Source organism: Pedobacter suwonensis (assembly GCF_900111825.1).
GTDB classification, from domain to species: Bacteria; Bacteroidota; Bacteroidia; order Sphingobacteriales; family Sphingobacteriaceae; genus Pedobacter; species Pedobacter suwonensis.
The window spans coordinates 134,301-158,392 of sequence record NZ_FOJM01000013.1 but is presented as its reverse complement, the minus strand read 5'-3'; the positions used below and the strand labels follow the sequence as shown (position 1 = coordinate 158,392).

At 37.8% G+C, this 24,092-nt stretch carries 20 protein-coding genes; 10 read left to right on the top strand and 10 right to left on the bottom strand.

Annotated elements, in window-relative coordinates:
* Genes BM107_RS17130 through BM107_RS17110 form a run of 5 tightly spaced genes read right to left on the bottom strand, consistent with a single transcriptional unit; the run spans position 1 to position 9,366 of the window.
* A complete protein-coding gene (locus BM107_RS17130) occupies positions 1-2,448 on the bottom strand; it encodes a zinc-dependent metalloprotease (RefSeq protein ID WP_090985558.1) in 2,448 nt (815 codons plus the stop codon).
* Position 2,449: 1 nt separating this feature from the next.
* Positions 2,450-3,880: a RagB/SusD family nutrient uptake outer membrane protein gene (locus BM107_RS17125; protein ID WP_090985556.1), complete on the bottom strand. Its 1,431-nt coding sequence runs from the start codon at positions 3,878-3,880 to the stop codon at positions 2,450-2,452.
* A 4-nt stretch (positions 3,881-3,884) separates the two neighbouring features.
* A complete protein-coding gene (locus tag BM107_RS17120; RefSeq protein WP_090985554.1) occupies positions 3,885-7,490 on the bottom strand; it encodes a SusC/RagA family TonB-linked outer membrane protein in 3,606 nt (1,201 codons plus the stop codon).
* A gap of 47 nt (positions 7,491-7,537) precedes the next feature.
* The gene (locus BM107_RS17115; protein WP_090985552.1) at positions 7,538-8,686 is read right to left on the bottom strand and encodes a FecR family protein; all 1,149 of its coding nucleotides are present in this window, start codon (positions 8,684-8,686) and stop codon (positions 7,538-7,540) included.
* 59 nt (positions 8,687-8,745) lie between these two features.
* Positions 8,746-9,366 carry an RNA polymerase sigma factor gene (locus tag BM107_RS17110; protein WP_244278846.1) on the bottom strand — a complete coding sequence of 207 codons (621 nt, stop codon included), beginning with the start codon at positions 9,364-9,366 and terminating at the stop codon, positions 8,746-8,748.
* A gap of 160 nt (positions 9,367-9,526) precedes the next feature.
* On the opposite strand from BM107_RS17110, the gene BM107_RS17105 reads away from it, so the two are divergent.
* The 3 genes from BM107_RS17105 to BM107_RS17095 all read left to right on the top strand — a co-directional run bounded on the left by BM107_RS17105 (position 9,527) and on the right by BM107_RS17095 (position 13,660).
* Positions 9,527-10,936 carry a serine hydrolase domain-containing protein gene (locus BM107_RS17105; protein ID WP_090985548.1) on the top strand — a complete coding sequence of 470 codons (1,410 nt, stop codon included), beginning with the start codon at positions 9,527-9,529 and terminating at the stop codon, positions 10,934-10,936.
* A 108-nt stretch (positions 10,937-11,044) separates the two neighbouring features.
* Positions 11,045-12,199 carry a M23 family metallopeptidase gene (locus BM107_RS17100; RefSeq protein ID WP_090985545.1) on the top strand — a complete coding sequence of 385 codons (1,155 nt, stop codon included), beginning with the start codon at positions 11,045-11,047 and terminating at the stop codon, positions 12,197-12,199.
* A gap of 153 nt (positions 12,200-12,352) precedes the next feature.
* Positions 12,353-13,660, top strand: coding sequence for a DUF2268 domain-containing putative Zn-dependent protease (locus tag BM107_RS17095; RefSeq protein WP_208864407.1), 1,308 nt, complete (start codon positions 12,353-12,355; stop codon positions 13,658-13,660).
* A gap of 343 nt (positions 13,661-14,003) precedes the next feature.
* Here BM107_RS17095 and BM107_RS17090 read toward each other — a convergent pair whose 3' ends face one another.
* The 4 genes from BM107_RS17090 to BM107_RS17075 all read right to left on the bottom strand — a co-directional run bounded on the left by BM107_RS17090 (position 14,004) and on the right by BM107_RS17075 (position 16,869).
* Positions 14,004-14,201, bottom strand: coding sequence for a cold-shock protein (locus BM107_RS17090; protein WP_090985541.1), 198 nt, complete (start codon positions 14,199-14,201; stop codon positions 14,004-14,006).
* Positions 14,202-14,402: 201 nt separating this feature from the next.
* Positions 14,403-15,038: a peroxiredoxin gene (locus BM107_RS17085; protein WP_090985540.1), complete on the bottom strand. Its 636-nt coding sequence runs from the start codon at positions 15,036-15,038 to the stop codon at positions 14,403-14,405.
* Between the two features lie 163 nt (positions 15,039-15,201).
* Positions 15,202-16,296, bottom strand: a complete 1,095-nt coding sequence (locus BM107_RS17080) for a S1C family serine protease (protein ID WP_090985538.1) — start codon at positions 16,294-16,296, stop codon at positions 15,202-15,204.
* A 6-nt stretch (positions 16,297-16,302) separates the two neighbouring features.
* The gene (locus tag BM107_RS17075; protein ID WP_090985536.1) at positions 16,303-16,869 is read right to left on the bottom strand and encodes an RNA polymerase sigma factor; all 567 of its coding nucleotides are present in this window, start codon (positions 16,867-16,869) and stop codon (positions 16,303-16,305) included.
* Positions 16,870-17,072: 203 nt separating this feature from the next.
* Between BM107_RS17075 and BM107_RS17070 the strand changes: the two genes are divergently transcribed.
* From BM107_RS17070 to BM107_RS17040, 7 genes are all read left to right on the top strand, one after another.
* On the top strand, positions 17,073-17,291 hold the full coding sequence (locus tag BM107_RS17070) for a hypothetical protein (protein WP_090985534.1): 219 nt from the start codon (positions 17,073-17,075) through the stop codon (positions 17,289-17,291).
* Positions 17,292-17,437: 146 nt separating this feature from the next.
* Positions 17,438-17,656 carry a hypothetical protein gene (locus tag BM107_RS17065; RefSeq protein WP_090985532.1) on the top strand — a complete coding sequence of 73 codons (219 nt, stop codon included), beginning with the start codon at positions 17,438-17,440 and terminating at the stop codon, positions 17,654-17,656.
* A gap of 133 nt (positions 17,657-17,789) precedes the next feature.
* Positions 17,790-18,011 (top strand): hypothetical protein, encoded by a 222-nt coding sequence (locus tag BM107_RS17060; RefSeq protein ID WP_090985668.1) that lies wholly within the window; start codon positions 17,790-17,792, stop codon positions 18,009-18,011.
* Between the two features lie 138 nt (positions 18,012-18,149).
* Positions 18,150-18,347 carry a hypothetical protein gene (locus BM107_RS17055; RefSeq protein WP_090985529.1) on the top strand — a complete coding sequence of 66 codons (198 nt, stop codon included), beginning with the start codon at positions 18,150-18,152 and terminating at the stop codon, positions 18,345-18,347.
* Between the two features lie 215 nt (positions 18,348-18,562).
* Entirely contained in the window at positions 18,563-19,909 is a 1,347-nt protein-coding gene (gene purB / locus BM107_RS17050) for an adenylosuccinate lyase (RefSeq protein ID WP_090985527.1), read from the top strand.
* Positions 19,910-19,995: 86 nt separating this feature from the next.
* The gene (locus BM107_RS17045) at positions 19,996-20,547 is read left to right on the top strand and encodes a NifU family protein (protein WP_090985525.1); all 552 of its coding nucleotides are present in this window, start codon (positions 19,996-19,998) and stop codon (positions 20,545-20,547) included.
* 759 nt (positions 20,548-21,306) lie between these two features.
* The gene (locus BM107_RS17040) at positions 21,307-21,903 is read left to right on the top strand and encodes a GIN domain-containing protein (protein ID WP_090985523.1); all 597 of its coding nucleotides are present in this window, start codon (positions 21,307-21,309) and stop codon (positions 21,901-21,903) included.
* A gap of 324 nt (positions 21,904-22,227) precedes the next feature.
* Here the strand turns inward: BM107_RS17040 and BM107_RS17035 are convergent, their stop codons facing one another.
* Entirely contained in the window at positions 22,228-23,862 is a 1,635-nt protein-coding gene (locus BM107_RS17035) for an ABC-F family ATP-binding cassette domain-containing protein (RefSeq protein ID WP_090985521.1), read from the bottom strand.
* Between the last annotated feature and the right edge of the window lie 230 nt (positions 23,863-24,092).

The following is a 24,092-nucleotide window of genomic DNA, read 5'->3' as shown; positions in this document are numbered from 1 at the left end:
TTAAGGGTTTAATGTTGTTTTTTTGATAATTTTATCTGCTTCTGTTTGCATATCTGCCAGATGGGTTGCTTCAATCCCTGTAGCCTGTGGCATTAACGCGGTAATTTTTTTTCTGATTGCATGAATATGCGCAATGGCTTCGAGCCTTACATCACTACGTTGTGCACTGCTCATCATCTTGCCATCTGCAACATCTTTTGGATTAATCAACATGCCCACCTTTTCCAGATAGGAACGCTGCAGGCTTCTTAAGTAGAAATCCTGTAAGGGTTGATTGGATTCCTTTTTCCATACCAACGGCAGCAGATCATTTAGAAACTCGCTTACCGGATAAGGATCTTTTGCATTTAAAGCTTTCTGACTCAGGTTGAACAATAAACCCTGACTTAAGAAAATATTCAACATCTGCGTTTGCTGATCGGAAATATCTTCCATAGGCTTCAGGTTGATATAATCTGAAATTTCTTTCGGATATAACCATAGTGGAGCGTCGAATACCTGGCGACCAACATAGTCAACCGCATTTTTAACCTTTTGCTTTGGGATTTCTGCATATACCACACCTTTTTCATCCACGCTTCTTTTGGTTACGTATCGGTTGCCCACGCTTTTGAGCACATGGTAAAGGTAGCGGCTATACTGGGCAACAACTCCCTTGTGCAATTCCGCTAAATTATCATATTGATCGCCAGACTCATAAGTCCACTGTTTCAGATTAGCAACCACGCGTTTAAGGTTTTTTATACCATAATCGCTTGCGGCAACAGCATCATCACCTAAATCTTCAGACTGACTCCTCGGATCTTCATCCTTTCCTTCTCCGCCGAACCATAATCTTGGGTTTTTAGTCAGCGTATCGGTCGTCATTTTACTAAGTAGTTTTTCTTCGGCAAATTCATCCTTTTCGCGATCAAAATAGCGATAGCCCCAGTTGATTGCCCATTCGTCATATGCGCCAATTCTCGGATAAATGCCTTTAGGCCCAATATGGTCTTCAGGCTGCGCTACATAATTAAAACGTGCATAATCCATTATGGAAACCGTATGTCCGTTTTTCTCTACCCAGGCTTTATCCCGTAATTTTTCAACTGGCGTTTGGCTGCTGGCGCCCATGTTATGCCGAAGTCCCAAAGTATGCCCCAGCTCGTGCGAAGAAACAAAACGGATCAATTGTCCCATAAGCTCATCGTCGAACTGCATTTTCTGTGCCCGTTTATCCAACGGACCAGCTTGTATCATGTACCAGTTGTGTACAAGTTTCATCACGTTATGATACCAGCCAACATGGCTCTCCATAATCTCGCCGCTACGTGGATCGCTGATCCGTGGTCCGTAAGCGTTCGGTGTTTCTGATGCATAGTAACGGATAACAGAGAATCGTGCATCTTCTAAACTCATGGTGGTATCGGCCTCAGGCCATTCCTTACCTATTATTGCATTTTTAAAGCCAGCCTGCTCAAAAGCCTTCTGCCAATCGTTTATTCCTGCAATAAGATAAGGTCGCCATTTTTTTGGCGTAGCCGGATCGATGTAATAAACAATTTGCTTTTTGGGTTCAACCAGAATACCTTTTTTGTATTTTGCCAGGTCTTCCTTTTTAGGTTCTAAACGGTAGCGTTGTACAATGTATTTGGTTTGTGTGCGCTGATAATCTTCATCAAAAAGAATGTATTTATTAGCAAAAAAGCCAACCCTTTCATCAAAAAGACGTTTACGCATAGGTACTTTCGGTAATAGAATAATTGAAGTATTTAACCTTAAAGTGGTCGCACCGGTAATTGCACCTACAGTAAACCCCGGACCAGAGGTTGCATAGGTTTTAGTAGTTTTGATTTCTGTGTTTATTGGATAACAGGAAATACGTTCAATAAAAGAACGGTCATCAGCTAAAGCGCTAAGTTTCTTTGCCGATTTTTCTTCAGCCGGGATGGCTACCACAGCAACATCCTTTTTAAAAAAGTCGGTAACGTCAATCACATAGTTTCCTGTTAAAGGGTTTTTAGCTTTGATATCGAAACTGGCAATAATCGGGCTCTCTTGCGACTGCATTACTGCCTGATAAATAGGGCCTTCTGCAGTTTTACTTTCCTGACGGTAAACAACCCCTTTTAAAAAGAGGTTGTTATTATTTCCTTTTTGAAAAAATAAGGTTTGTTCATTTACTTTTTCACCACCGAAACTTCCATAACCTTGCGGAGTAGTCACATATCGTGTTACGGCCAACAGGTATCTTCCAAGTAAAGTATCTGGCACTTCAAAATACCATTTTTGATCTACCTGGCGGACATTAAAAAGTCCGTTCTGGGCGATAGCAGTTGAAGGAATAACTTTGGTATAATCCAAAGGCGTTTTTTTAGCTGCGCTATCTGCTTTAACCATAGGCTTTTGACCAAATGCAGTAAGGGAGAGCGTACATGCGATCGGAAATATAATTTGTTTAAAATTCATTTTAAAAAGGAAGTTTTTCGTCGGTATTTAATGTAAGATTTGGGTTTTTCTTTAGGATGTTCAGTGGAAAAGGAATAACATATAACCTGGAATTTGGCAGTAACGTATAGGTTTTCTGAGGAACCGTTTTATTTACCAAAGGATAGGTACGTACAATTGTTTTCGCATATTCAGGTTCGGTATTTAATCTTTTCAAATCAAAAAAGCGGTTAAAACCTAAAACCATTTCTTTCCTGCGCTCATTGATAATGATTTCCATAGTCTCTTTTCTGGTAGCGGGTATGGGTAATTTAATTGTACCTGACAGAATACGTTTTTCCCTCAGCGTATTCACAACAGCCATTGCACCTGCCAAGTCATTTTCGCGGGCTAAACATTCAGCTTGCATTAAATATACTTCAGTAGTTTTTAAACCAACTGTTGGATAGAAGAAGCGCGTATAAGCAACGTTATAATAGGCTGCGTTTGAACCAATATCTAAAAAACTGGCATTAGTTGTATTGAAAAACATATTAAAGCGGGCATCATTATTTCCGAACAAAGCCCTAAGCTCGGGGCTGATTAACCAGGTAAAACCAAAATTGGTTTCATTATAACCTTGAATATATTGATAACTCAACACCTCTGGATTATTGGGCGCGATAATAGGTGTTACCGTTGGTCCACCTTGTGTGGTCGTATATTTTACTAAATCAAAAGTCTGATTATTGTATGAAAGTGATTTTTCGCATGCGGCTTTAGCTTGAGCAATTTCCCTTTTAAATAAATGAATTTTCGCCTTTAATGCCCAGGCAAAGGCCAGTGAAGGATGATAAGGATCTACAGGTTGTGCCTGCAGATAAGGAATGGCTTCATCAATATCTTTTTGAATGAATTCATAAACCTGTGCTACAGTTGATTTAGTCGGCTGCGCCTCCAGATCGTATTTATCCATGATACAAACTCCACCATCAGTAGCCGCGGTAGCTGGATTATATGCTTTGGCATAAACGTTTACAAGCAGAAAATGATCGAATGCGCGCAAAGCTTTTGCTTCTGCTTTAGCCAGCGCTTTGATGTTTTCATCGCCCTTACTGGCATCAACTGAAGATATAATGGTATTCCATCGATTAATATACAGATAGGCCCGATCATAGAAATTAGACGAAGGGATCATCGATACCCGATCGACACTTTCGTCAAAACTGAAATGTACCGTATTAATATTGGGGGTCATTCCAATAAAATTGGATTCCTTTAGCCACATATCGTCGACAAGATACTGGAAATTAGAAATCAGATATGCTCTGTTAGGATAGGAAACCAATTCATAATAATCTTGAGCTGTTTCCACGATTTGCGATCCCCTCGGTGTGATATCAGTATATTTTTTACATCCAGACATTGCAAAAGCAATTAGAAGGGATGCTAGTACTGCTATATTTTTTTTCATGATTTTAAAAGGTTAGGTTAATGCCTAATACAAATGATTTAGGATTTTGTAATGTTCTTGTCCCACTATTTAGCGAGTATGATTCCGGATCAATGTCATCGCCAGCAGCGCTCGCATACCATAAATTATTCGCCTGTGCAGTAAACTTTGCCGAAGGAATGTTAAACTTTTTAATAAATGATTTTGGAAGATTGTACCCTAAAGAAATAGTTCTAAGCTTAATATAATCGGCCTTTACTACATTCACATCAGCTTTTTGCCACATGGTGGAGATGGATGATGCCCTGTTAATCATCGCCTCAGAATAATCCACGAAAAGTCTCGGCAATTCCGGAGTAATTCCGTTTTTGTAACGTTGAGTAATATCCAGATCAGAAATATCATTAGCGCCTAATGGTGTAATGTCTTTTCTCATTACATTACCGCCCGAAAATATAAGTAAAGCATTAAGCTCAAAGTTCTTATAGGAAATCCTTTGAGAAAACGAACCATTATAGGTTGGTATTAAACTACCCATATCAACCAAAGCAGCATAATTATTAATATCACGACTGCTTGCTACTATAGGATTGCCATTTACATCAAAATCCAGCGTTGACTTTCCATTTTCATCTAAAAAGTATGGGTAGCCATTGATCATTCCGCCATAACGGTAAGCATAAAGGGTATTATAATCTGTTCCCTCCGTATAATAAGTTGAAGGCGAACCCACATAATTTGCTGCTGTAGATAAAGCTCTGTTTACTTTCCCAATTTTACTTCTGTTAAAACCCAACACAAATGTCGAGCTAAGCATCAAATCACCTGATTTAAGCCAATCGCCATTCACAGTAAATTCGATTCCCTTATTTCTTAAAACACCATTATTAATTACTAAAGATGCAGCCCCTACTGTTGGATCTAAATCGGTAGTGACCATTAAATCGGTACTTTTTCGGTCATAAAAATCAATCGTACCTCTTAACCGGTTGCCTAAAAAGGCCATATCCAATCCTAAGTTGTAAGTCTCCGTTTTTTCCCAGCGCAATTTCGGATTTGGTAATCCTATAATATTTAAATACTGAAGAGATGTAAATAAGTTATCATTCACTCTTCTTGCAGTTAAAAATTTAGTGGTCTCCGTATTTTGATTACCGTTAACTCCATAGGTAGCTCGAAGCTTAAGCAAATTTATCCATCCCAAAGATTCGATAAATTTTTCATTGCTGGCGTTCCAGCCCAAACCAACAGACCATAATGGTCTGTATTTGAATTCTGGATCAGCTCCAAAAAAATCCGCCTGATCTATCCTCAAACTTCCGGTAACGTTGTATCTATTTAAGTAGGTGTAACTCGCATTTGAAAAATAAGAAAGATTACGGTGTTTTGTTTCCTGAAACGAGCGGCCAGCGATACCCAAAGTCAAGTTTCGGCCAAAAATATAACTGGGCAAACCTGTTTGACTTACCGTTGCATTGTTAATTACTGTAGATGTTAATGTTACAGGATCATATCCATATCTAATATCATTCATGCCAATTGGTAGAAAGGTTTGACGCATCTCTGTACCTACGATAGCTGCTATGGAGTGTTTGCCTTCGTCAAAAGATTTATCGAAACTCAATTGGTTTCTGAACGTATATGAATTTCGTTGCTGCATATTCTGGCTAATTCTTCCCCCCGCTGGTAATCCGAAGGTATAAGCGTTTGTAGCTGGCGTAAAAGCGACCAATGCATTGTACGCCGCTCTCATTTTGTAAGAATTTACGTCATATATCTGTTCACTTTTGGTGGTGCCCATTTCATATTGAAATTGACTGGAAAAACTCAGACCCTCCATAATTTTAGCCTGAACATTCGTAAAAGCCCTCAATGCAACAGTATTAGCATTGGTCAAACCTTCATTTAAAGATTCCAAAATATTAAACCGGTATGGTTTATATTGAGGGGTATTGAGCAAGGCACCCGCAACCGCGCCGTTAATTGGTGAACCCGCTATTCCATCAGCAAGATTTACATAATTGGAGTACACCAAACTTCCATCAGGATTTACTATAGAAGCGTAACGAGGTGAGATGGTGTTGTAATAATTATAACTATCGTCAGTTGATGTAGATGTAGAATAAGCACCATTAAAGCCAATATTTGTAGATAACCATTTTTTGATATTATAGGTGTTTTTAAAATATAAAGTGATTTTTTGGTTATGATTCCCGATTACTCTTTCAGCAGAACGATCATAGTTAATGGATGCGAAGGTATTTGATTTTGAATTTGCCGAGCTTAATAATAAGTTATAACGTTGACGGAAAGCATTCTGCCACACATTGTCACGATACTGCTCGTAGTAATCAGTATTTTTAAGATTATTTAGCTGCTGATTAAATTGATCAGTCGTAACTTTTCCGGCATCCCTGTCTCGAAATAATTGGTAAAGCGGACTATAATATTTAATGCTACCATTTGCTACCGTTCCATAAGCAGCAAACATAGTTTCAGTATTAGCGTATCGGGCACGCTCTTTATTATATACATCTGTTTCAAAATCAACAATATCAGCAGTAGATGCATAATGCATGCTGCCGAAGGTGGGCTTGGTATCAATAAAAAAATCTGTGTTCAATGATATTTTTAAAGGCGTATTCCCTTTTTTAGTGGCTATAACTATCACGCCATTTGCCGATCTGGATCCATAGATAGAAGCTGCAGCGCCATCCTTTAATACGGTTACCGATTCAACATCATAGGGATTAATATCTTCCAGTGCTGTTTCGGTGGGCAAACCATCAAGTACTACCAAGGGAGCACTGCCTCCCAGAAGATTGAATGTAGCCTGCCCTCTTAACACAGGCTGATCAGCTCCAATCCTATTGGGATTTTTATTGTAAACCAATCCAGCCACACGGCCCTCCAGTGCGCCTAGAATGTCAGAATTTATATTTTCATTTAGCTTATCATTGTTAATTTTAGTTGCTGCACCGGTTGAACGTTCTTTACTTATCGTCTGGAAACCATTTACAACCACATCAGCTAATAAGGATGAATTCGGTTTTAAACGTATAGTCAAAATGTTTGATGCAGCAGCTTTATCAATCTTTTGTGTTTGTGACAAATACCCCATATAACTAATTTCCAAGGCATTGTATTGATCGGTTAAACCAATATTAAAATGCCCGTTACCATCTGCCATGGTGTATCTTGTAGTTCCTTTTAGTTTTACAGAAGCGCCTGGAAGCGGTCCGCCTATACTATCGGTTACCATTCCATGTAAAGTGTATTCAGAAACATCTTCACTTCTGTTTTTTAAAACGATAGTTCTTCCGTTGCTGATTTCGTAAGTAAAATCCTGACCCTTAGTTACCGCATCCATCAAGGTTCTGATGTCGGGTGTCGCCAAATTGAAGGTTATGGGTTTGGCCTTTTTCACCAGGTCTGCGTCATACACAAACTCGTAAGAAGTTTTTTTTGAAATTTCGGCAATTACCGTATTCAACGGTGCCTGAAAAAATTTGTACTGGTTGTTTTGCGCATTTACATTCAACGAAAAAAATAGTGCTAAACACAATAATGCCAGCCAGTTCAATAAATTGCTGCGTCCCGTCCGGACGAAGCGAAAGTAAAGGTTTGTCATAAAAAATTAGTTTGGTTGGTTGTTAATTGACGACGATGGATAAAAACCTATTCTTTTTTTAAAACAATCTGATTGCCCTTTAAATCAAACTCAAGATCAGTAGCCTTGGCGATCATTTCAAGCACCTCTTTAATATCTGCCTTACGCGATATCCGCATATAAAGGTTTTTTGATGGCATTGATGCGGGCTGAACCTCCAGATTATACCACCTGGCCAACCTTTGCATTACTACGGCTACCGGAACATCATTGAAAAGAAACTCTCCCTTCGTCCAGGCATTAAAATCTGCAGCAGAAACATCCTTTAGCGATAAATGACCATAAGCAGAAAATACTTGCTGATTGGGTTTAAGCAGCACATTTTCCCCCTCAGTATTGCTGAAGCTTACACTTCCTTCTAACAGGGTAGCCTCAACGCCACCGGTTTCCGGGTAACTGTTCACATTAAACCGGGTACCCAAAACTTTAATCTCGTTTCCACCTACATTAACTATAAAGGGTTTATCTGCATTTTTGGTTACGCTGAAAAATGCTTCGCCTTCAACATACACTTTCCTTTCTGGTCCGCGGAAACCTGTTGGAAAGGTAAGTTTCGAGCCTGCGTTCAATAGCACCATAGAGCCATCGCTCAAAGTCACCTTGAACTCTCCCCCTCTCGGCGTAATGATGGTGTTCAGTTTCGCTGCCGTTGCCGAATCGGCGTTTACCGCCTTAAATACAACTGTGCCGTCGCTTTGTGTGCTTACCGTTACGCCACCATGCTGATAAAGCAGTCCTGCTTTTTGAGCTGTTAAAGTGTCGTTTTTACCATTGAAACTCAAATAGGCTTTTGCACTACCGGGTACAACCTGTGTACCATTTGATAAATGGCGGCTCAATAATAATCCGGCAGATAAGATGACCGCCACTGCAGCAGCATTCCTGATAAACCGGGCGGAGCCGATCAGTTTCAATACCCTGCTTGTCGGTTTCGCGAAAATTTTATCTGTCAAACGGGCATGGACGGCATCAAGACGTGCCATATCTACCTGATCGACAGCATGATTTTCAAGGTCAAATCCATTTTTGATTAAACTTTCAAGATCAGCCTGCCCGGCCTCTTCAAAATAAGCAAAAAGCATTTCAAGCTCCCTGGCATTACTTTTATTTGCGATAAAGCGGTCGAATAATTGTTTGTTTGAAGGTCGTTTTTCCATCGTTGTCTATATATATTATGCACGAGATGGACAAACACACTATTCGTCCTTAATTTTTTTTATTTTTTTAGATATGCTGCAATACAAAGCAGAATAAACTCCTTGGAGTGAAAGAAAACATATCGCTTGATGTATCTGGTAGCATTGACCAACTGATTGCTCACTGTTGAAGAACTGAGTGATAGGATTTCTGCTGCTTCCTGATAACTTTTCCCCTCTATTTTACAAAGTTTAAATATTTGCTTTCGCTGTGGAGGTAATTTTTCAATCGCCTGATTTAACAATTCAACCCGCTCTTTATTGAAAATATAATCTTCCGTTTGCTCGTAGAATTCGGCAAAAGTTTCCAGCAAATAGCGCTGCATTTTTACATCAAGGGCAACGCGCCTGTAATAACCATAAATTGTATGCTGCGCAATGGTAAAAATCCATCCCGAAAATGAGCGGCTTAAATCTATTTCTGCCCGGTTTAACCAAACTTTCAGGAAAACATCCTGCATCAGTTCATCAACCACCTCATTAACTTTAACCATTCGCTGCATTTTGGGCAAAAGCAGCCTGCTGTATTTCGCATAAACAAAATCAAAGCCCTCCCGATTGCCTTTTATCAGGCTCTCGAGTTGCCTTAGTTCTTCATGATCGTTGGGATGGCCGGTTGACATTTTGCCAAAAATACACATTAAGCGTTTAAAATTGAAGACATTAACATCCTTAGGCAGGCTTTTGACAAAATAAACCGGTTTGGAATACTTGATTGGCTGATACAGGAATGTAAAAATTCATGCTGAGATGCAACGCGCCTATAAATCTGGTGTCTTATTCCTAAATACCTTAACATCTATGAATAAAACCGGAATTATTGCTCTGCTATTGCTTACCTACACCAACATTTTTGCCCAGAAGACTTTTCGTGACAAGCTCGATAGCGTGTTTACCGTCATGTACAATCAAAATCAGTTTAACGGCTCTGTATTAGTAGCCGAGAAAGGTAAGATATTGCTGGCAAAAGGTTATGGTTTTCGCGATACTTTATCCAGGTATCAAACAAATGAAAATACCATTTACGAACTGGGATCTTGCTCAAAACAGTTTACGGCTACAGCCATTGTACTGCTGCACCGGCAAGGCCTGCTGCAATATGATGATCCGGTGACCAAATACATTCCCGAACTGGGCAGATGGCAAAATGTTACAATATATGATCTGCTTAGGCATACCAGTGGCCTTCCTGAATATATTGGAGACATGGCCAAAGGATGGGACCACAGCAAAATTGCCTCCAATAAAGATCTGATCGGATTCTATGCAGCCCGGAAAGATACTTTGAGTTTTAAACCAGGCAGCATGCACCGGTACAATAATACCAACTATGCGCTTATGGCCAGCATCATTGAACGCATTTCTGGCAAAACTTACGCCGATTACCTGAGGGACAACATTTTCAGGCCACTAAAGATGAAATCTACATTCGTATATAACAGAAGACAAAATCCTAAAAAGATAAAGAATTATGCTACCGGCTATGTTTGGAAGCGCAAGTCATTTGATAAAATTACGTCCGAAAACCCGGATTACGGAGATAGTGTAGTGTATTACCTGGATGGCATTGTAGGTAGCGCCAAAGTCAATTCTACTATCCTCGACCTGTATAAATGGTTGAATGCATTAAAATCAAATACCTTTCTTACTCCCAGCGAATTTGAACTGATGACTGAGGTGACAAAAACCTCAAAAGGAAAAAACATCCCTTATGGTTTCGGACTTGAACTTTCCGGAGGGAAAAACAACCTTTCATTTGGCCATACAGGTAGCTGGGATGGTTATGCTTCTTTTATTTATCATAAGGCAGGTAAAGACAGAACCATTATTACCCTCCAGAATTTTAAAATGGGTGCTTACCCCTTTGAGACCATTAACCAGATTTTGGATAATCGCAAAATCGAGATAGAATATCCTAAAAAAATCACCTTACCAGCCCCGCAGATCGCACAATATGAGGGGACTTACATCAGCAAGGATGATGGGGAAGAACAGCTGATTACTTACTTAGATGGCCACCTGGTCCATAACACCAACCGGATTAAATGGGATATGCGTTTTTTCCCCATTGCTGAGAACGAATTTCAGGGCATCAGGCAAGGTGGTGCAGATGGCGTACTTAGATTTACGCAATTGCATGATCAGGAGATAAAACTAGAAATGCTGGAGTATGGCAAAGTGATAGGAACCGCCTTCAGGAAAAAACAATAATTAAAACATAAGTGATTTCAATAAGAAATCACTTAATATTAAAATCATTTATCTTAAAAGTGTAACCGCGACACGTTTAGTTACATCTAACAGGAAAATATTTATCGAATGAAAAGTAAAGGCCTACGTTTATCCTATTTAATTTTGCTATGCTGCTTCGTTTTTTTGAGTCGTTCAACTGCACAGGATGTACCAGCGAAGAACAGGTCGAAACCGTTTTCATTTCCGCTTCAATTGGAAATGCGTGTACCATTTGGCCCTACTGCTTTTCCAAACGGATCAAATTTTTATCTGATCTATGAGCTTTATCTCACAAACTTCGGTACTTCACCCATTCATTTACAGAGGATGGAACTGCTTAATGAAGACCGGAGCGGCAACGCCCCATTCCTATCTTTTGATTCGCTTGAACTCAAAAGTATGGTGAAAATTTTGGGTAACAACAATCTAAAAGACGCCTTAAATATTGAAGCCGGGCATAGTGCGGTCGTATACATAGAGGCAAAAACGAGTAACAAGACAGGATTTCCCAATAATATCATACACCGGATCATTACCTCAGCTGACTCTTTAGATGGAGCGGCAATAAACACACATACTACTAAAATCCAAACGCTTAAACCTCCTGTATCGGGTTCGGATTGGATTGCAGCCGATGGCCCTGGCAACAGTATTGATAATCATCACCGACGGGGGAACATCATTCTTGGCGGACACATCGTAAATTCAAGGCGTTTCGCCATTGACTGGAAAAAGGTCAGAGACAGCGTATCTTTTTCCGGTGATGCGGCAAATGTACATTCGTATTTCTGTTACGGAGAAAAAATATTTGCAGTGGCCGATGGCATAATTACCTCTGCTACAGATGGATTACCTGATAACATTCCGGGCCATGGAAAAGCCTTCCACCCGACAGTGCCACTCACCTTTGAAAAACTGCCCGGTAACAATATCGTAATTGATCTTGGCGACGGACACTATGCCCACTATATGCATATGCAGCAAGGCAGCTTGCATGTTAAAAAGGGCGATCGTGTACGCAAAGGTCAATTATTGGGCAACATCGGTAATTCCGGAGATGCGCGCGAACCACATCTGCATTTTGAGGTGACTACTTCTGCAAAGCTCCTTTATGGTGAAGGTATTCCTTACATCATTGACCATTACCGGCTGGGCTACCAAAATGGTTTCGATGAGGTGCACCTTAATGAATTACCTAAAGAAAAACAAATTGTAGATTTTGGAAACGCAAGGGAAAGGTAACCAGCAAAGACTTTTATCATTAACTATTTATCTTCGTTAAATGTTATAAATGAGCTGCCATAGTTTTTAACTTAATACCGGTTGCTACCGCTTTACTTATAGTTGCTTATGTTTATTTCAAACTTTTATTGTATTTTTAAAATGTTAGATCATTTGAGACCATCTATATTATTATTACTGCTATCATTATATTTTTTAAAAGCAAATAGCCAGGACATACATCAACGGATCATCACCTCTGACATTAAAAATTTTTGGACAGCTTACGATAAGATTAAGGAGACCAGCGATAGCACTTTACAGGTAGGCTACATTAATGATCTGTTTATTAAACGCGGTACTGATGGCCTGAAGTCTATTATGAAAGCAAGAGGATATACTGCTAAATCTTATGTTGATGCGATCCACAATTATCCACTATTCTGGCATTCAGTAAGGGCTGATACCCAACGCGCAGATGAATTTGCAGACAGTATCTCCAAAGAAATTGATAAATTGGCCGGGATTTACAAAAAACTTAAACCTGCCCGTATTTATTTTACTATTGGGGCCCTACGTACCAATGGTACAACATTGGATGGGAACGTATTAATAGGAAGTGAACTTGCGCTGGCTGATGCGCATACTGTATCTTCTGAATTCCCGAAAGCGCTATCACACCTGAAAACGTTTTTTAGCAGCAACCCGATCCGCTCAACGGTATTCTTAAATGTGCATGAATATGTACATACCCAGCAGAAGAGCACTATTGGCTATAATCTCCTTTCTCAATGCGTTATTGAAGGCGTAGCAGAATTTTTGGCAGTTACGGTTACCGGTAAACCATCAACAACGCCAGCTATTCAGTTTGGATCACAGAATTTTGAAAAAATAAGAAGCGTATTTGCCAAACAAATGTTTTTTGAAGATAGTGGATTCTGGTTATACAGCAATTCCGATAATGAATTCAAAATGCGCGATCTGGGCTATTATGTAGGATATGAAATCTGCAAAAAATATTATCAAAATGCTAAAGATAAAAATCTGGCCATAAGTGAAATGATTAGGCTCGATTACAATAATCCATCGGCTTTACATCATTTTGTTGATCGCTCTGGTTATTTTGAAAAACCGGTATCAAAATTTTACCGGCAATACGATAAAAGCAGGCCGACTGTTACGGGCATTAAAGAGTTTAAAAACGGAAGCAAAAAAGTTGATTCTGGTTTATCCCAGATTACGATCAAATTTGCTGATAAAATGGATAAACGGCACCGGAATTTTGAACTTGGACCGCTGGGAGAAACACATATATTAAAGATAAAAGAATTTAAAGGCTTTTCTGCTGACGGATATTCTGCTTCATTTGATGTCGTTTTAAAACCCAATCACAAATACCAGCTAATGGTAGGGAGCGGTTTCCGCAATGAGAATGGAATACCACTTAAACCATATCTGATCGAATTTACCACCGCAAAATAGTTTGCCTGTGTGATTCAGTATTATTCGGTATCAATGAGGCATTCCTGACTCTCTTCCGATTTACAGCAGCTGTCAACCTGAACCGGGTTGACTTAACGGAATAAATTCAGGATCATCAACTTGTCCACTTATCGTTAACCCAGCAGGGTCTCCCGACTAAATAAAGCCGCACGACTCACGTTAAATTATCTATTCACCAGGCCACCTGCGTGTAATCATTACAACTTATGGTTTCTCTATTTTATGCTATTTTTGAGTGAGCTCGACGTAAGAACAGGTAATAAATACAAAAAGCCTTTCTCCTGAAAAGCTTTTTGTAGTCTGGATAAATCTGTTATCTTGTTTAAACTTTTTTCACATTTACAGCCTGTAAACCTTTTCTGCCTTCGGCTACTTCAAATTCTACTTTGTCGTTTTCTTTCAAACTTTCAATTCCGCCTAAAACATCTTTAAAATGCACAAATAAGTCTTTATTGTCTTCTTGCACAATAAATCCAAAGCCTTTTTCCGTATTAAACCATTTAACTCTTCCGGTTGCCATAAAAAAAAATAAAAATTGTATAAATAAATAAACCTTTTACACCTTGATCAGCATTTAATTTAAACAATTGCGTATTAATTCAAATAAAACAACCAGTTTAAAGCATTAATATTGAAACAAAACTATCAAATATAATAACTTACTCATATAACACAAGTCATTTTGGCCTGTTCAACAAGAATGTTGCGTTTAGCAAATAAATTATTTATTTGGCTGAGGTGTTGTACGTAAATAAGGTTTAATAACCTGGTGTCCTTTCGGAAATTTAGCCGGAATATCTTCTGTCTTAATGCTGTTTACCACAATTACGTCCTCTCCATCTTTCCAATCTGCCGGAGTAGCCACGCTGTAATTTGCGGTAAGCTGCAAAGAATCAATAACACGCAATACTTCATTAAAATTACGTCCGGTTGATGCCGGATAAGTAATGATCAATTTTACTTTTTTATCGGGACTGATGACGAACAATGACCTTACCGTTAATGTTTCAGAAGCATTCGGGTGGATCATGTCATATAGATTGGCAACAGTTTTATCCGGATCGGCGATAATTGGAAACTCCACAGAGGTATTTTGAGTTTCGTTGATATCATTTATCCATCCTTTATGCGAATCGGCAGAATCTACACTCAGGGCTAAAACTTTAACATTTCTTTTTTCAAACTCATCTTTCAATGCAGCCGTTCTACCTAATTCAGTAGTGCAAACCGGTGTATAATCAGCAGGATGTGAAAACAGTACGCCCCAGCTATCCCCTAAATACTCGTAAAAATCTATTTCGCCAATAGAGGTATCGGCTTTAAAATTTGGTGCGGTATCGCCTAATCTTATACTCATGATCTTATTAATTTAATTTTTGACTAACACAAATCTAAACAATACCATAGTAAATACATAGATTTTATATTAATTTAAGACTTCCAAATTACAAATCCAACAAAAAGCCCTGAAAGAAATAATCTACAGGGCCTAAAAGTATTAATTTGTTTGGGGTATTTTCTTAATATGCTTTGATCATAAATACATAATCTTGTATTTTTTCAATCTGCTTGGTACGCTTTAAACCAGAAAGCAAGCTTTTTTTATTGGCTGAAAGTTTATTTGTGCCCAGCGAATCCTGAGGGATGGCCCTCATGGCCTCCAGGATATATTTTGATTTTATGGCAAAGGCTGCACCTTCTGTCTGATCTGGCTTGCCGCTTATGATACCGACCAAATTTCCGTTATTATCCAAAACCGGCCCCCCACTATTACCCGGATTAACCGAAATGGCTACCTGATATTGGGTGGTGTCCCCTACAAAACCATTTTTAGAACTTACATAACCTTCGCCAAGTACGGCATCATCTTTCGGATAACCTAAGGTGTAAACAATTTCACCAATGTTACTGGTATTTCTTTTGATGGTATATGGAATAGAAGATAAGTTACTGAAATGTTTGTCGCTTATTTTAAGAATGGCAATATCATTTTGAGGATCTGTGTAAACAGATTTTACTTTAAATGATTCTCCTTTACTGTTTTGTACATATAAAGAATCGGCACCATTAATAATATGCAGGTTGGTTAAAATGTAACCATTTGTAGAAATGGCAAAACCAGTACCGCCAAAACTATTTTGACTATTTGGTTTATCAGCAGTTGCGCTACTGTGCCTGATGTTTCTGATTAAGCTATTTTGTGTTTTAATGGCATTATTTACCCGGTTACTTAACTGCCTGTAGCGCTCGGCCTGTTGAGTACTATGCTGGATAGAATAAATAGAAATCAGAGAAAGGACAACAAAAGATGCGGCAACTGCAATGGCAGATTTATGTTTCCGCCATAGTTGAACCACGCGTGAGGGATGCGGCCTCAGTGTAGCGGCCAAACCTTCCACATCAATTTCTGAATGGATATGATTTAACTGTTCTTTTAAACGCAACTGTTCTGCAAATGTATCCATAGAGGCTAAAAAGAACTTATGCGAAACCACTTTATGATCTACTGTAGCATCGCTAAGACGTAACTTTTCAAAAGCTTCCATTTCCTGTGCATTAAGTTTACCTAACAGATAATCTTCAATAATTGCATCTAACTCCAAATCGTTTCTCATTTCAAATTATGGTTGAAAAAATATTTTCTTTAACCGCTGCAGGCATTTATATTTCTGCGTTTTTGCATTATCGGCATTGGTATAACCGAATTTTTCGCAGATATCCTGCATGGATAAATTGTGGATATAAAAATCCTGAATAATGGTTTTACAAGGTTCGCCCAGATGATTCAGTGCTGATTGCATTTTCATAAATGAAGCATCTTTCTCTTCATGGTTTTCTACATCTTCCTCTACAGCAAAAACATCCTCATAATCAGTAATACTTCCGGTTTTTTTACTATTCAGACTAAGTTTTTTTAACCAGATACGCCTGCAAACTGAATAAATGTATGTTTTCAATTTGCTGCTCAGCTCAAAATTACCAGTCTTAATTTTGTTATATAAGATTATTATGCCTTCCTGGTATACATCTTTTGCATCATCTTCATCACCGTTGTTATTCAGAATAAACTGCAAAACCATTGCATAATACGCTTTATATAACTTGTTAAGTATATCTTCTGAGTTATTTAGGATACCTAAAATAACCTCTCTATCTGTTGGAACTGAACCCTTTAAACTGTTATTCACTAGTTAATACATTTTTCTGTAAATAGTAACCCAATATTAGAGAAAAAAATATTTATAGCCACTATAATTGCTTAATACAAACATCAGGCAAACGGTAACCCAAATTCAGGCTAAAAAAATATTTTAACTTTTCTGTAAATTTTCGGGTTACCTTTTTACCTTTGCGGCATTAACAAGAAATTAATTACTAAAAAAATTCAAAAATGAAAAATGCATTCAAATTAGGCTTTTTAGCTTTAGCTTTATCTTTATCAGTTGTTGCTTGTAACTCAGAGAAAAAAGCTGAAGGTGCTGATACTACTTTAACTGATTCTTCTACTATCGTAACTGATACTACTGCAAAAGATACTTCAGTAAAAGATTCTACAGTAAAAGATACAACTGTAAAAACTACTACAGAAAAAACTGAAGTTAAACACTAGTCTAACTTACCATATAAAAAAGCTCCTTGAAGTTAACTTCAAGGAGCTTTTTTATTTTTATTCACTTTTTTTTATTTTTTTGGGTTACCTTTTTAAATCTTCGGTATTAACAGGTAAATTAATTAATTACTTAAAAAATATTCAAAATGAAAAATGCATTCAAATTAGGCTTCTTAGCTTTAGCTTTATCTTTATCAGTTGTTGCTTGTAACTCAGAGAAAAAAGCAGAAGGTACTGATACTACAGCTACTGATTCTTCAACTGTAATCACTGATACTACAGCTAAAGATACTACAGTTAAAGATTCTACAGTAAAAGATACAACTGTAAAAACTACTACAGAAAAAACTGAAGTTAAACACTAGTCTAACTTACTCATAAAAAAAGCCTTTGAAATTCATTTTTCAAGGGCTTTTTTATTTTTTTACGTTAAATATCGGTTACCTTTTCAAGTTTTTAGTATTAATGGTATATATTAACCCTAAAACATATACCAAGATGAAAAATGCATTCAAATTAGGCTTTTTAGCCATGGCTTTATCACTAACTGTAGCTGCTTGTGGCGAGTCAGGTAAAAAAGCGGATGGCGCTGATACAACAGTTACAGATTCGTCGACAATTGTTACAGATACAACTAAAGTTGACACAGTAGTAAAAGATTCTACCGTAAAAGATACTTCTGTTAAGGCCACAACCGAAAAAACCGAAGTAAAACACTAATTTCCATCAATTAACTGAAATAAAAGGTCTCAATTTTAATAATTGAGACCTTTTTTATTAATAAACCGGGTTACTTTTTGAATATTCCGGCATTAACTTGTAATTAATTAGTTTTTAAAACCAAACCAGACAAAAAAAATGAAAAATGTATTCAAAATGAGCTTTTTAGCATTAGCTTTATCCTTATCTGTTGCAGCTTGTAAATCAGAAAAAAAAGATGGCGGAAAAGATTCGTCTAAAGTTGACTCGACAGTTGTAGATACTACAGTTAAAGATACAACTGTAAAAGATACAACCGTTAAAGATACCGTAAAAGCTGATACGACTAAAAAGTAGTTACATGGTATTAAACTTTCACCCTGAGCTTGTCGAAGTCTTTCAGCATGTTTTGAAGTTTTGATACTTCGTCAAGCTCAGTATGAACAAAGCTAAACATGATATATGTTAGCGTTGAAGCTACAGCTTACGACACAACCTCTTTTTATTTTAGCGATCAAGGCCTTAAAATCCATCAATTGTAGTAAATTTGCGGCAAAAATATAATCCGCATAATGAATTTAACATCACTACAAGCTATTTCACCTGTTGATGGCCGTTACAGAAAGACTACAGAAGGTTTAGCCGCTTACTTTTCTGAAGAGGCCTTAATTAAATACCGGGTTTTTGTAGAAATCGAATATTTTATCGCGCTTTGCGAAATCAACTTGCCTGGCTTGGAGAATTTTGATCGAAATCTTTATGTTGGATTACGCAAAATCCATGAAAATTTTTCAGAAGCTGACGCTTTAGAAATTAAGGAAACCGAAAAAGTAACCAATCATGACGTTAAAGCAGTAGAATATTTTATCAAAAATAAATTTGATATTTTATCTCTTCAAAACTACAAAGAGTTTATCCATTTTGGTTTAACCTCTCAGGATATCAATAATACTGCTATTCCCTATTCCATCAAACTGGCATTAAATGAGTGTTATTATCCGGCTATTGATGCTTTAATCGAAAAAATAACTGCGCTGGCAACAGAATGGAAAGATATTCCGATGTTGGCGCATACACACGGTCAGCCAGCCTCACCTACTAAATTAGGAAAAGAGTTTTTGGTTTTTGCTGAGCGTTTGGCCATCCAGGTAAAAAGTTTAAAAAGTATCCCTAATAGTGCTAAATTCGGTGGGGCAACCGGCAATTTCAATGCACACCACATTGCTTACCCTCAGGTAAACTGGGTTGATTTTTCGAATCAATTCGTGAATGAGACATTAGGTTTATCACGTGCACAACACACTACGCAGATTGAGCACTATGATCAGTTTGCCGCACAATGTGATGCCTTGAAACGAATCAATAACATTATTATCGATTTGGACAGAGATATCTGGACTTATATTTCAAAAAACTATTTCAAACAGAAGATCAAAGCCGGAGAGATCGGTTCATCAGCAATGCCACATAAGGTTAACCCGATTGATTTTGAAAACGCAGAAGGAAACGCTGGGATTGCAAACGCACTTTTCGAATTCTTTGCTGCCAAACTACCGATTTCACGCTTGCAAAGAGATTTAACAGACTCTACTGTTTTGAGGAATATTGGCGTTCCTTTCGGACATACATTAATTGCCATTCAAGCTACTTTGCGTGGATTAAATAAGATTTTGTTAAACGAAATGGCTTTACATGCAGATTTAGATGAAAACTGGGCAGTTGTGGCAGAGGCTATTCAAACTGTTTTAAGAAGAGAAAACTATCCTAACCCTTACGAAGCCCTGAAAGAATTAACCAGAACAAATGCTAAAATCAATGCAGCAAGTATTGCCGAATTTATTGAAGGTTTAAATGTTGCAGAAGATATAAAAGCACAATTAAGAACCATATCTCCTTTTAATTATACCGGCGTTTTTTAGTTAAATTAAATTGACGTTAAGCAGACAGCCGATAAAGGTTTTATTTAGGAGTAATTGTTAATTTTGTTTATTCAAATAGATAAGACATGACGATTAACGTATATACAGAACAGACTCCGAATCCGGCTACCATGAAATTTATGGTAAACAAACTGTTAATAAACGGCAGTGAGGATTTTGCGACTAAAGAGAGTGCTGAACATTCGCCTTTTGCTAAAGAGTTGTTTAAGTTCAACTTTGTTTCTGGCGTCTTTTTCGCCAGTAATTTTGTTACCATCACCAAAACAGATGATGCAGAATGGGCAGATATTGAGGCGATCTTAAAAGAATTTGTTAAAGGTGCTGTAGAATCTGAATTAAAAATTAAAGAAGCAGCTGCAGAAGAAACGCCGACATTTGAAGGTACAGAAACTGAAATTAAAATTCAACAGATTTTACACGATTATGTACGCCCTGCTGTTGAACAGGATGGTGGTGCTATTACATACAAATCTTTTGATGAAGGTGTGGTAACTGTAGAATTACGTGGCTCTTGCAGTGGTTGTCCATCTTCTACCATTACACTTAAATCAGGCATTCAGAACTTATTGCAAAGAATGGTGCCGGAAGTTACCGAGGTGGTTTCTGAAGCGCTTTAAAATGGTGCATTTTTCATAGTATATATAGTGAAAAGGTCGCGATGAGAATCGCGACCTTTTTTTATACTTTTTTCGTTAATCCATTCTGATAGAGCATAAATTCGTCTATTCACAATTTCCTGAAGAGGTTAATCAATGATTTTTTTACGGCGTTGTCCTGTATAGTTCTACTCAAAAAAGACACAAAAGCTGTAGAACATATTAAATTCCATCACTGCGATGATTTTCAACGAAAACCTTTGCAGAATTCTCAGATCACTTCTGTTTGATCACTTTGAACCGCCAACCTTGAATATTACAATTGAGCACTAATTAATAGCATTGACCTGATTTCGATCATCCAGCCTCGTGCTAAATGCCCTTACCAATAAGTGCAAACATGGTTCCCTCTCCTACCCGCCTTTGTTTAAGGCCATCAAAAATTAAATAAAGCCCAAAACCTACATGGACAAACGACTGGTCCATACCAGCGCAAATTATATTTTTCGCTAATCTGCTAAGCTAGCCGCTAATTTTCATTGTATTTTCTGGCCGGTTGATTTCATAAGTGCACTGTTCGCTGCCGCACATTTACTGTCCGGAAATGAACAGGCCTAAACTAAGAATAGGCAAAAAACCACCTCAGATGTCTGTTGAAGCGTTATTTCTATTCTGGCATCAGCTTAGTTAAGTATGCCGTAGAATAATACTGGTGCAGATTGATTCCATGAATTGACCACCTTAACCTAAAAGTTTAAGATATAATTTAATAAACAGACAATGAAAACTTCAATTAAATCGCTCATCGCTATGGTATGTACAACAATGACTTTAACAGCTACCTACCCAAATAATTTAAGTGCAGCAGAAAAAAGCAAAACTACTTTTCTTAAGATCCAAAACTTCAGAAGGATTGTGATAAATGGAAACGTAGAAGTGATGTTGGTTCAGCAACCAAGAGTTGGCGTATCTTATGCAGATGATAATAAAGGAACTGTAAAAGTTATTCAACAAGGTGAGGTATTGCGCGTTACCAACTCCGATACAGAAAAGTGTAAACTTATTATTTATGTAAATGATATCTACCGCATTGAGGCAAGCCAAAATGCAGTACTGAAAACCGAAGCGAAGCTTAGCACGAAATTTCTCCAGGTTATCCTTAAAGACAATGCCATTGCAGATATTAATACTAGTAGTGAGGGATTATATACTGAAATTATGGATAACAGTACGTTAACACTAAAAGGCAATACTAACCACCACGCTTTGGTTATGGGTAAAACGCCTAATTTAACCATAAATGGTTTTGTGTCAGTTCAAACAGATGTTAGGCGCGTAGAAACAGCTGACGAAAAAATTGCTGCGCTTGCGCTTTAAGTAAACGCATTTCACAGAACAGCTAATATACTGATATTAAATACATTGCAATCATTTTTTGACAGATAAAATTAAGTAGATATTATCTTTGGAGAAATCGTCATTCCCAACTTGATTGGGAATCTTAAGCTAAGCGCTTTAAAATTCTCGCACACGCGGGAATGACGTTTTTTTTTGAAGAGTATGCCACAATGCCGGTTTCCTGAAGTATCGGACCAAATAGTAAAAAGAATTTTATCTGAATACATTAGTAACATTTAGCTACCCCGATAAGCCAAACAAAGGCTAAGTTCAATTTGAAGAATTCACAGTAGTTAGGATTATTTAACTCTGTTCAATTTCCTTCAGGCTATTCATTTTTTTATAGGCTAAAAATCCTTTGATATCTTCAAAATGTTCACGAACACGTTTATTGCCAAATTCAAATACTTTCTGCACCAATCCGTCAAGGAAATCGCGATCGTGCGAAACCAAAATCAAAGTACCATCAAAATCCTTCAGTGCGTCTTTAATAATATCTTTGGTTTTCATATCCAAATGGTTGGTAGGCTCATCCAGTATCAATACATTAACAGGCTCTAACAACAGTTTAATCATTGCTAAACGCGTTTTCTCACCACCAGAAAGTACTTTAACTTTTTTCGTGGTATCATCGCCACTGAACATAAAGGCACCTAACAGGTCCTTGATTTTAATAGATCCGTCGCTCAATGGAATTTGATCAATGGTTTCAAACACGGTGAGGTTCTCATCAAGTAAAGCGGCCTGGTTTTGCGCAAAATAACCAATTTTAGCATTGTGTCCCACTTTTAAGCTGCCTTCAAAATCAATTTCCCCCATAATGGCTTTGATCATGGTTGATTTACCTTCACCGTTTTTACCTACAAATGCCACTTTTTCTCCGCGCTCAATTACCATTGATGCTTTTTCGAAAACCACATGATCTCCATAGGTTTTGGTAAGCTCCTCTACCATTACGGGATACTGACCCGAACGTGGAGATGGTGGAAACTTTAGCCTTAACGCCGATGTATCTACTTCATCAATTTCGATTATTTCCAGTTTCTCAAGCATTTTCACGCGAGATTGCACTTGTAATGTTTTAGAATAAGTTCCCCTAAAACGGTCAATAAATTCTTGGTTATCGGCAATAAAACGCTGTTGTTCTTCGTAAGCTTTCAATTGATGGATACGACGATCAGCACGTAGCTGGAGATAATGGCTGTATTTTGCTTTATAATCGTAAATCCTTCCCATCGTGACTTCAATAGTACGGTTGGTGATGTTATCTACAAAAGTACGATCATGTGAAATCACCATTACGGCTTTTGCCGAATTGATCAGGAAATCTTCCAGCCATTGAATACTTTCGATATCCATGTGGTTGGTAGGCTCATCCAATAGAATCAAATCAGGTTTTTTCAATAAAATCTTGGCTAACTCAATGCGCATACGCCATCCGCCCGAAAACTCAGCGGTTTGGCGGCCAAAGTCTTTACGTTCAAAACCCAAACCTTTTAATACTTTTTCTACTTCAGCATCGTAATTGGTTTCTTCTATTGAATAAAATTTCTCACTTAATTCTGATACGCGCTCGATCAGCTTCATGTAATCATCACTTTCGTAATCAGTACGGATCGTCAGCTGTTCATTCAGTTCATCAAGCTTTTTCTGCATCTGGTTTACCTCCGCAAAGGCTTTCATAGTTTCCTCAAAAACAGTAACATGATCCTGGGTGAGTAAATGCTGTGGCAAATAGGCAATTACAGCTTCTTTCGGACCTGTTACGCTACCGGAAGTAGGCTTGGCTACATCAGCAATTATTTTTAGTATGGTAGACTTGCCAGCGCCATTTTTACCCATAAGGGCGATTTTGTCGTTCTCGTTTATGGAAAAAGTTACATCGCTAAAAAGGGTGGTTCCGCCAAATGATACGGAGATATTATTTACATTGATCACAAATCGGGAATATTAAATTAGCGGCAAAGATAAAGGAAAGCAGTTAAATTGTTGTCAGAATAAACCACATAAAAAGAATCTCTTTAGATGCCACTATTTGCTCAAAGCAGAATAGCAATTACATCTGCACATGTTTAGATCTTATATCAAAAACAGAAAATTACCCCGCATGATGACAGATTTCCAGCTCAAAGCCTGAAAGATTGGTTTGAAAGTTTAATAATCGAATT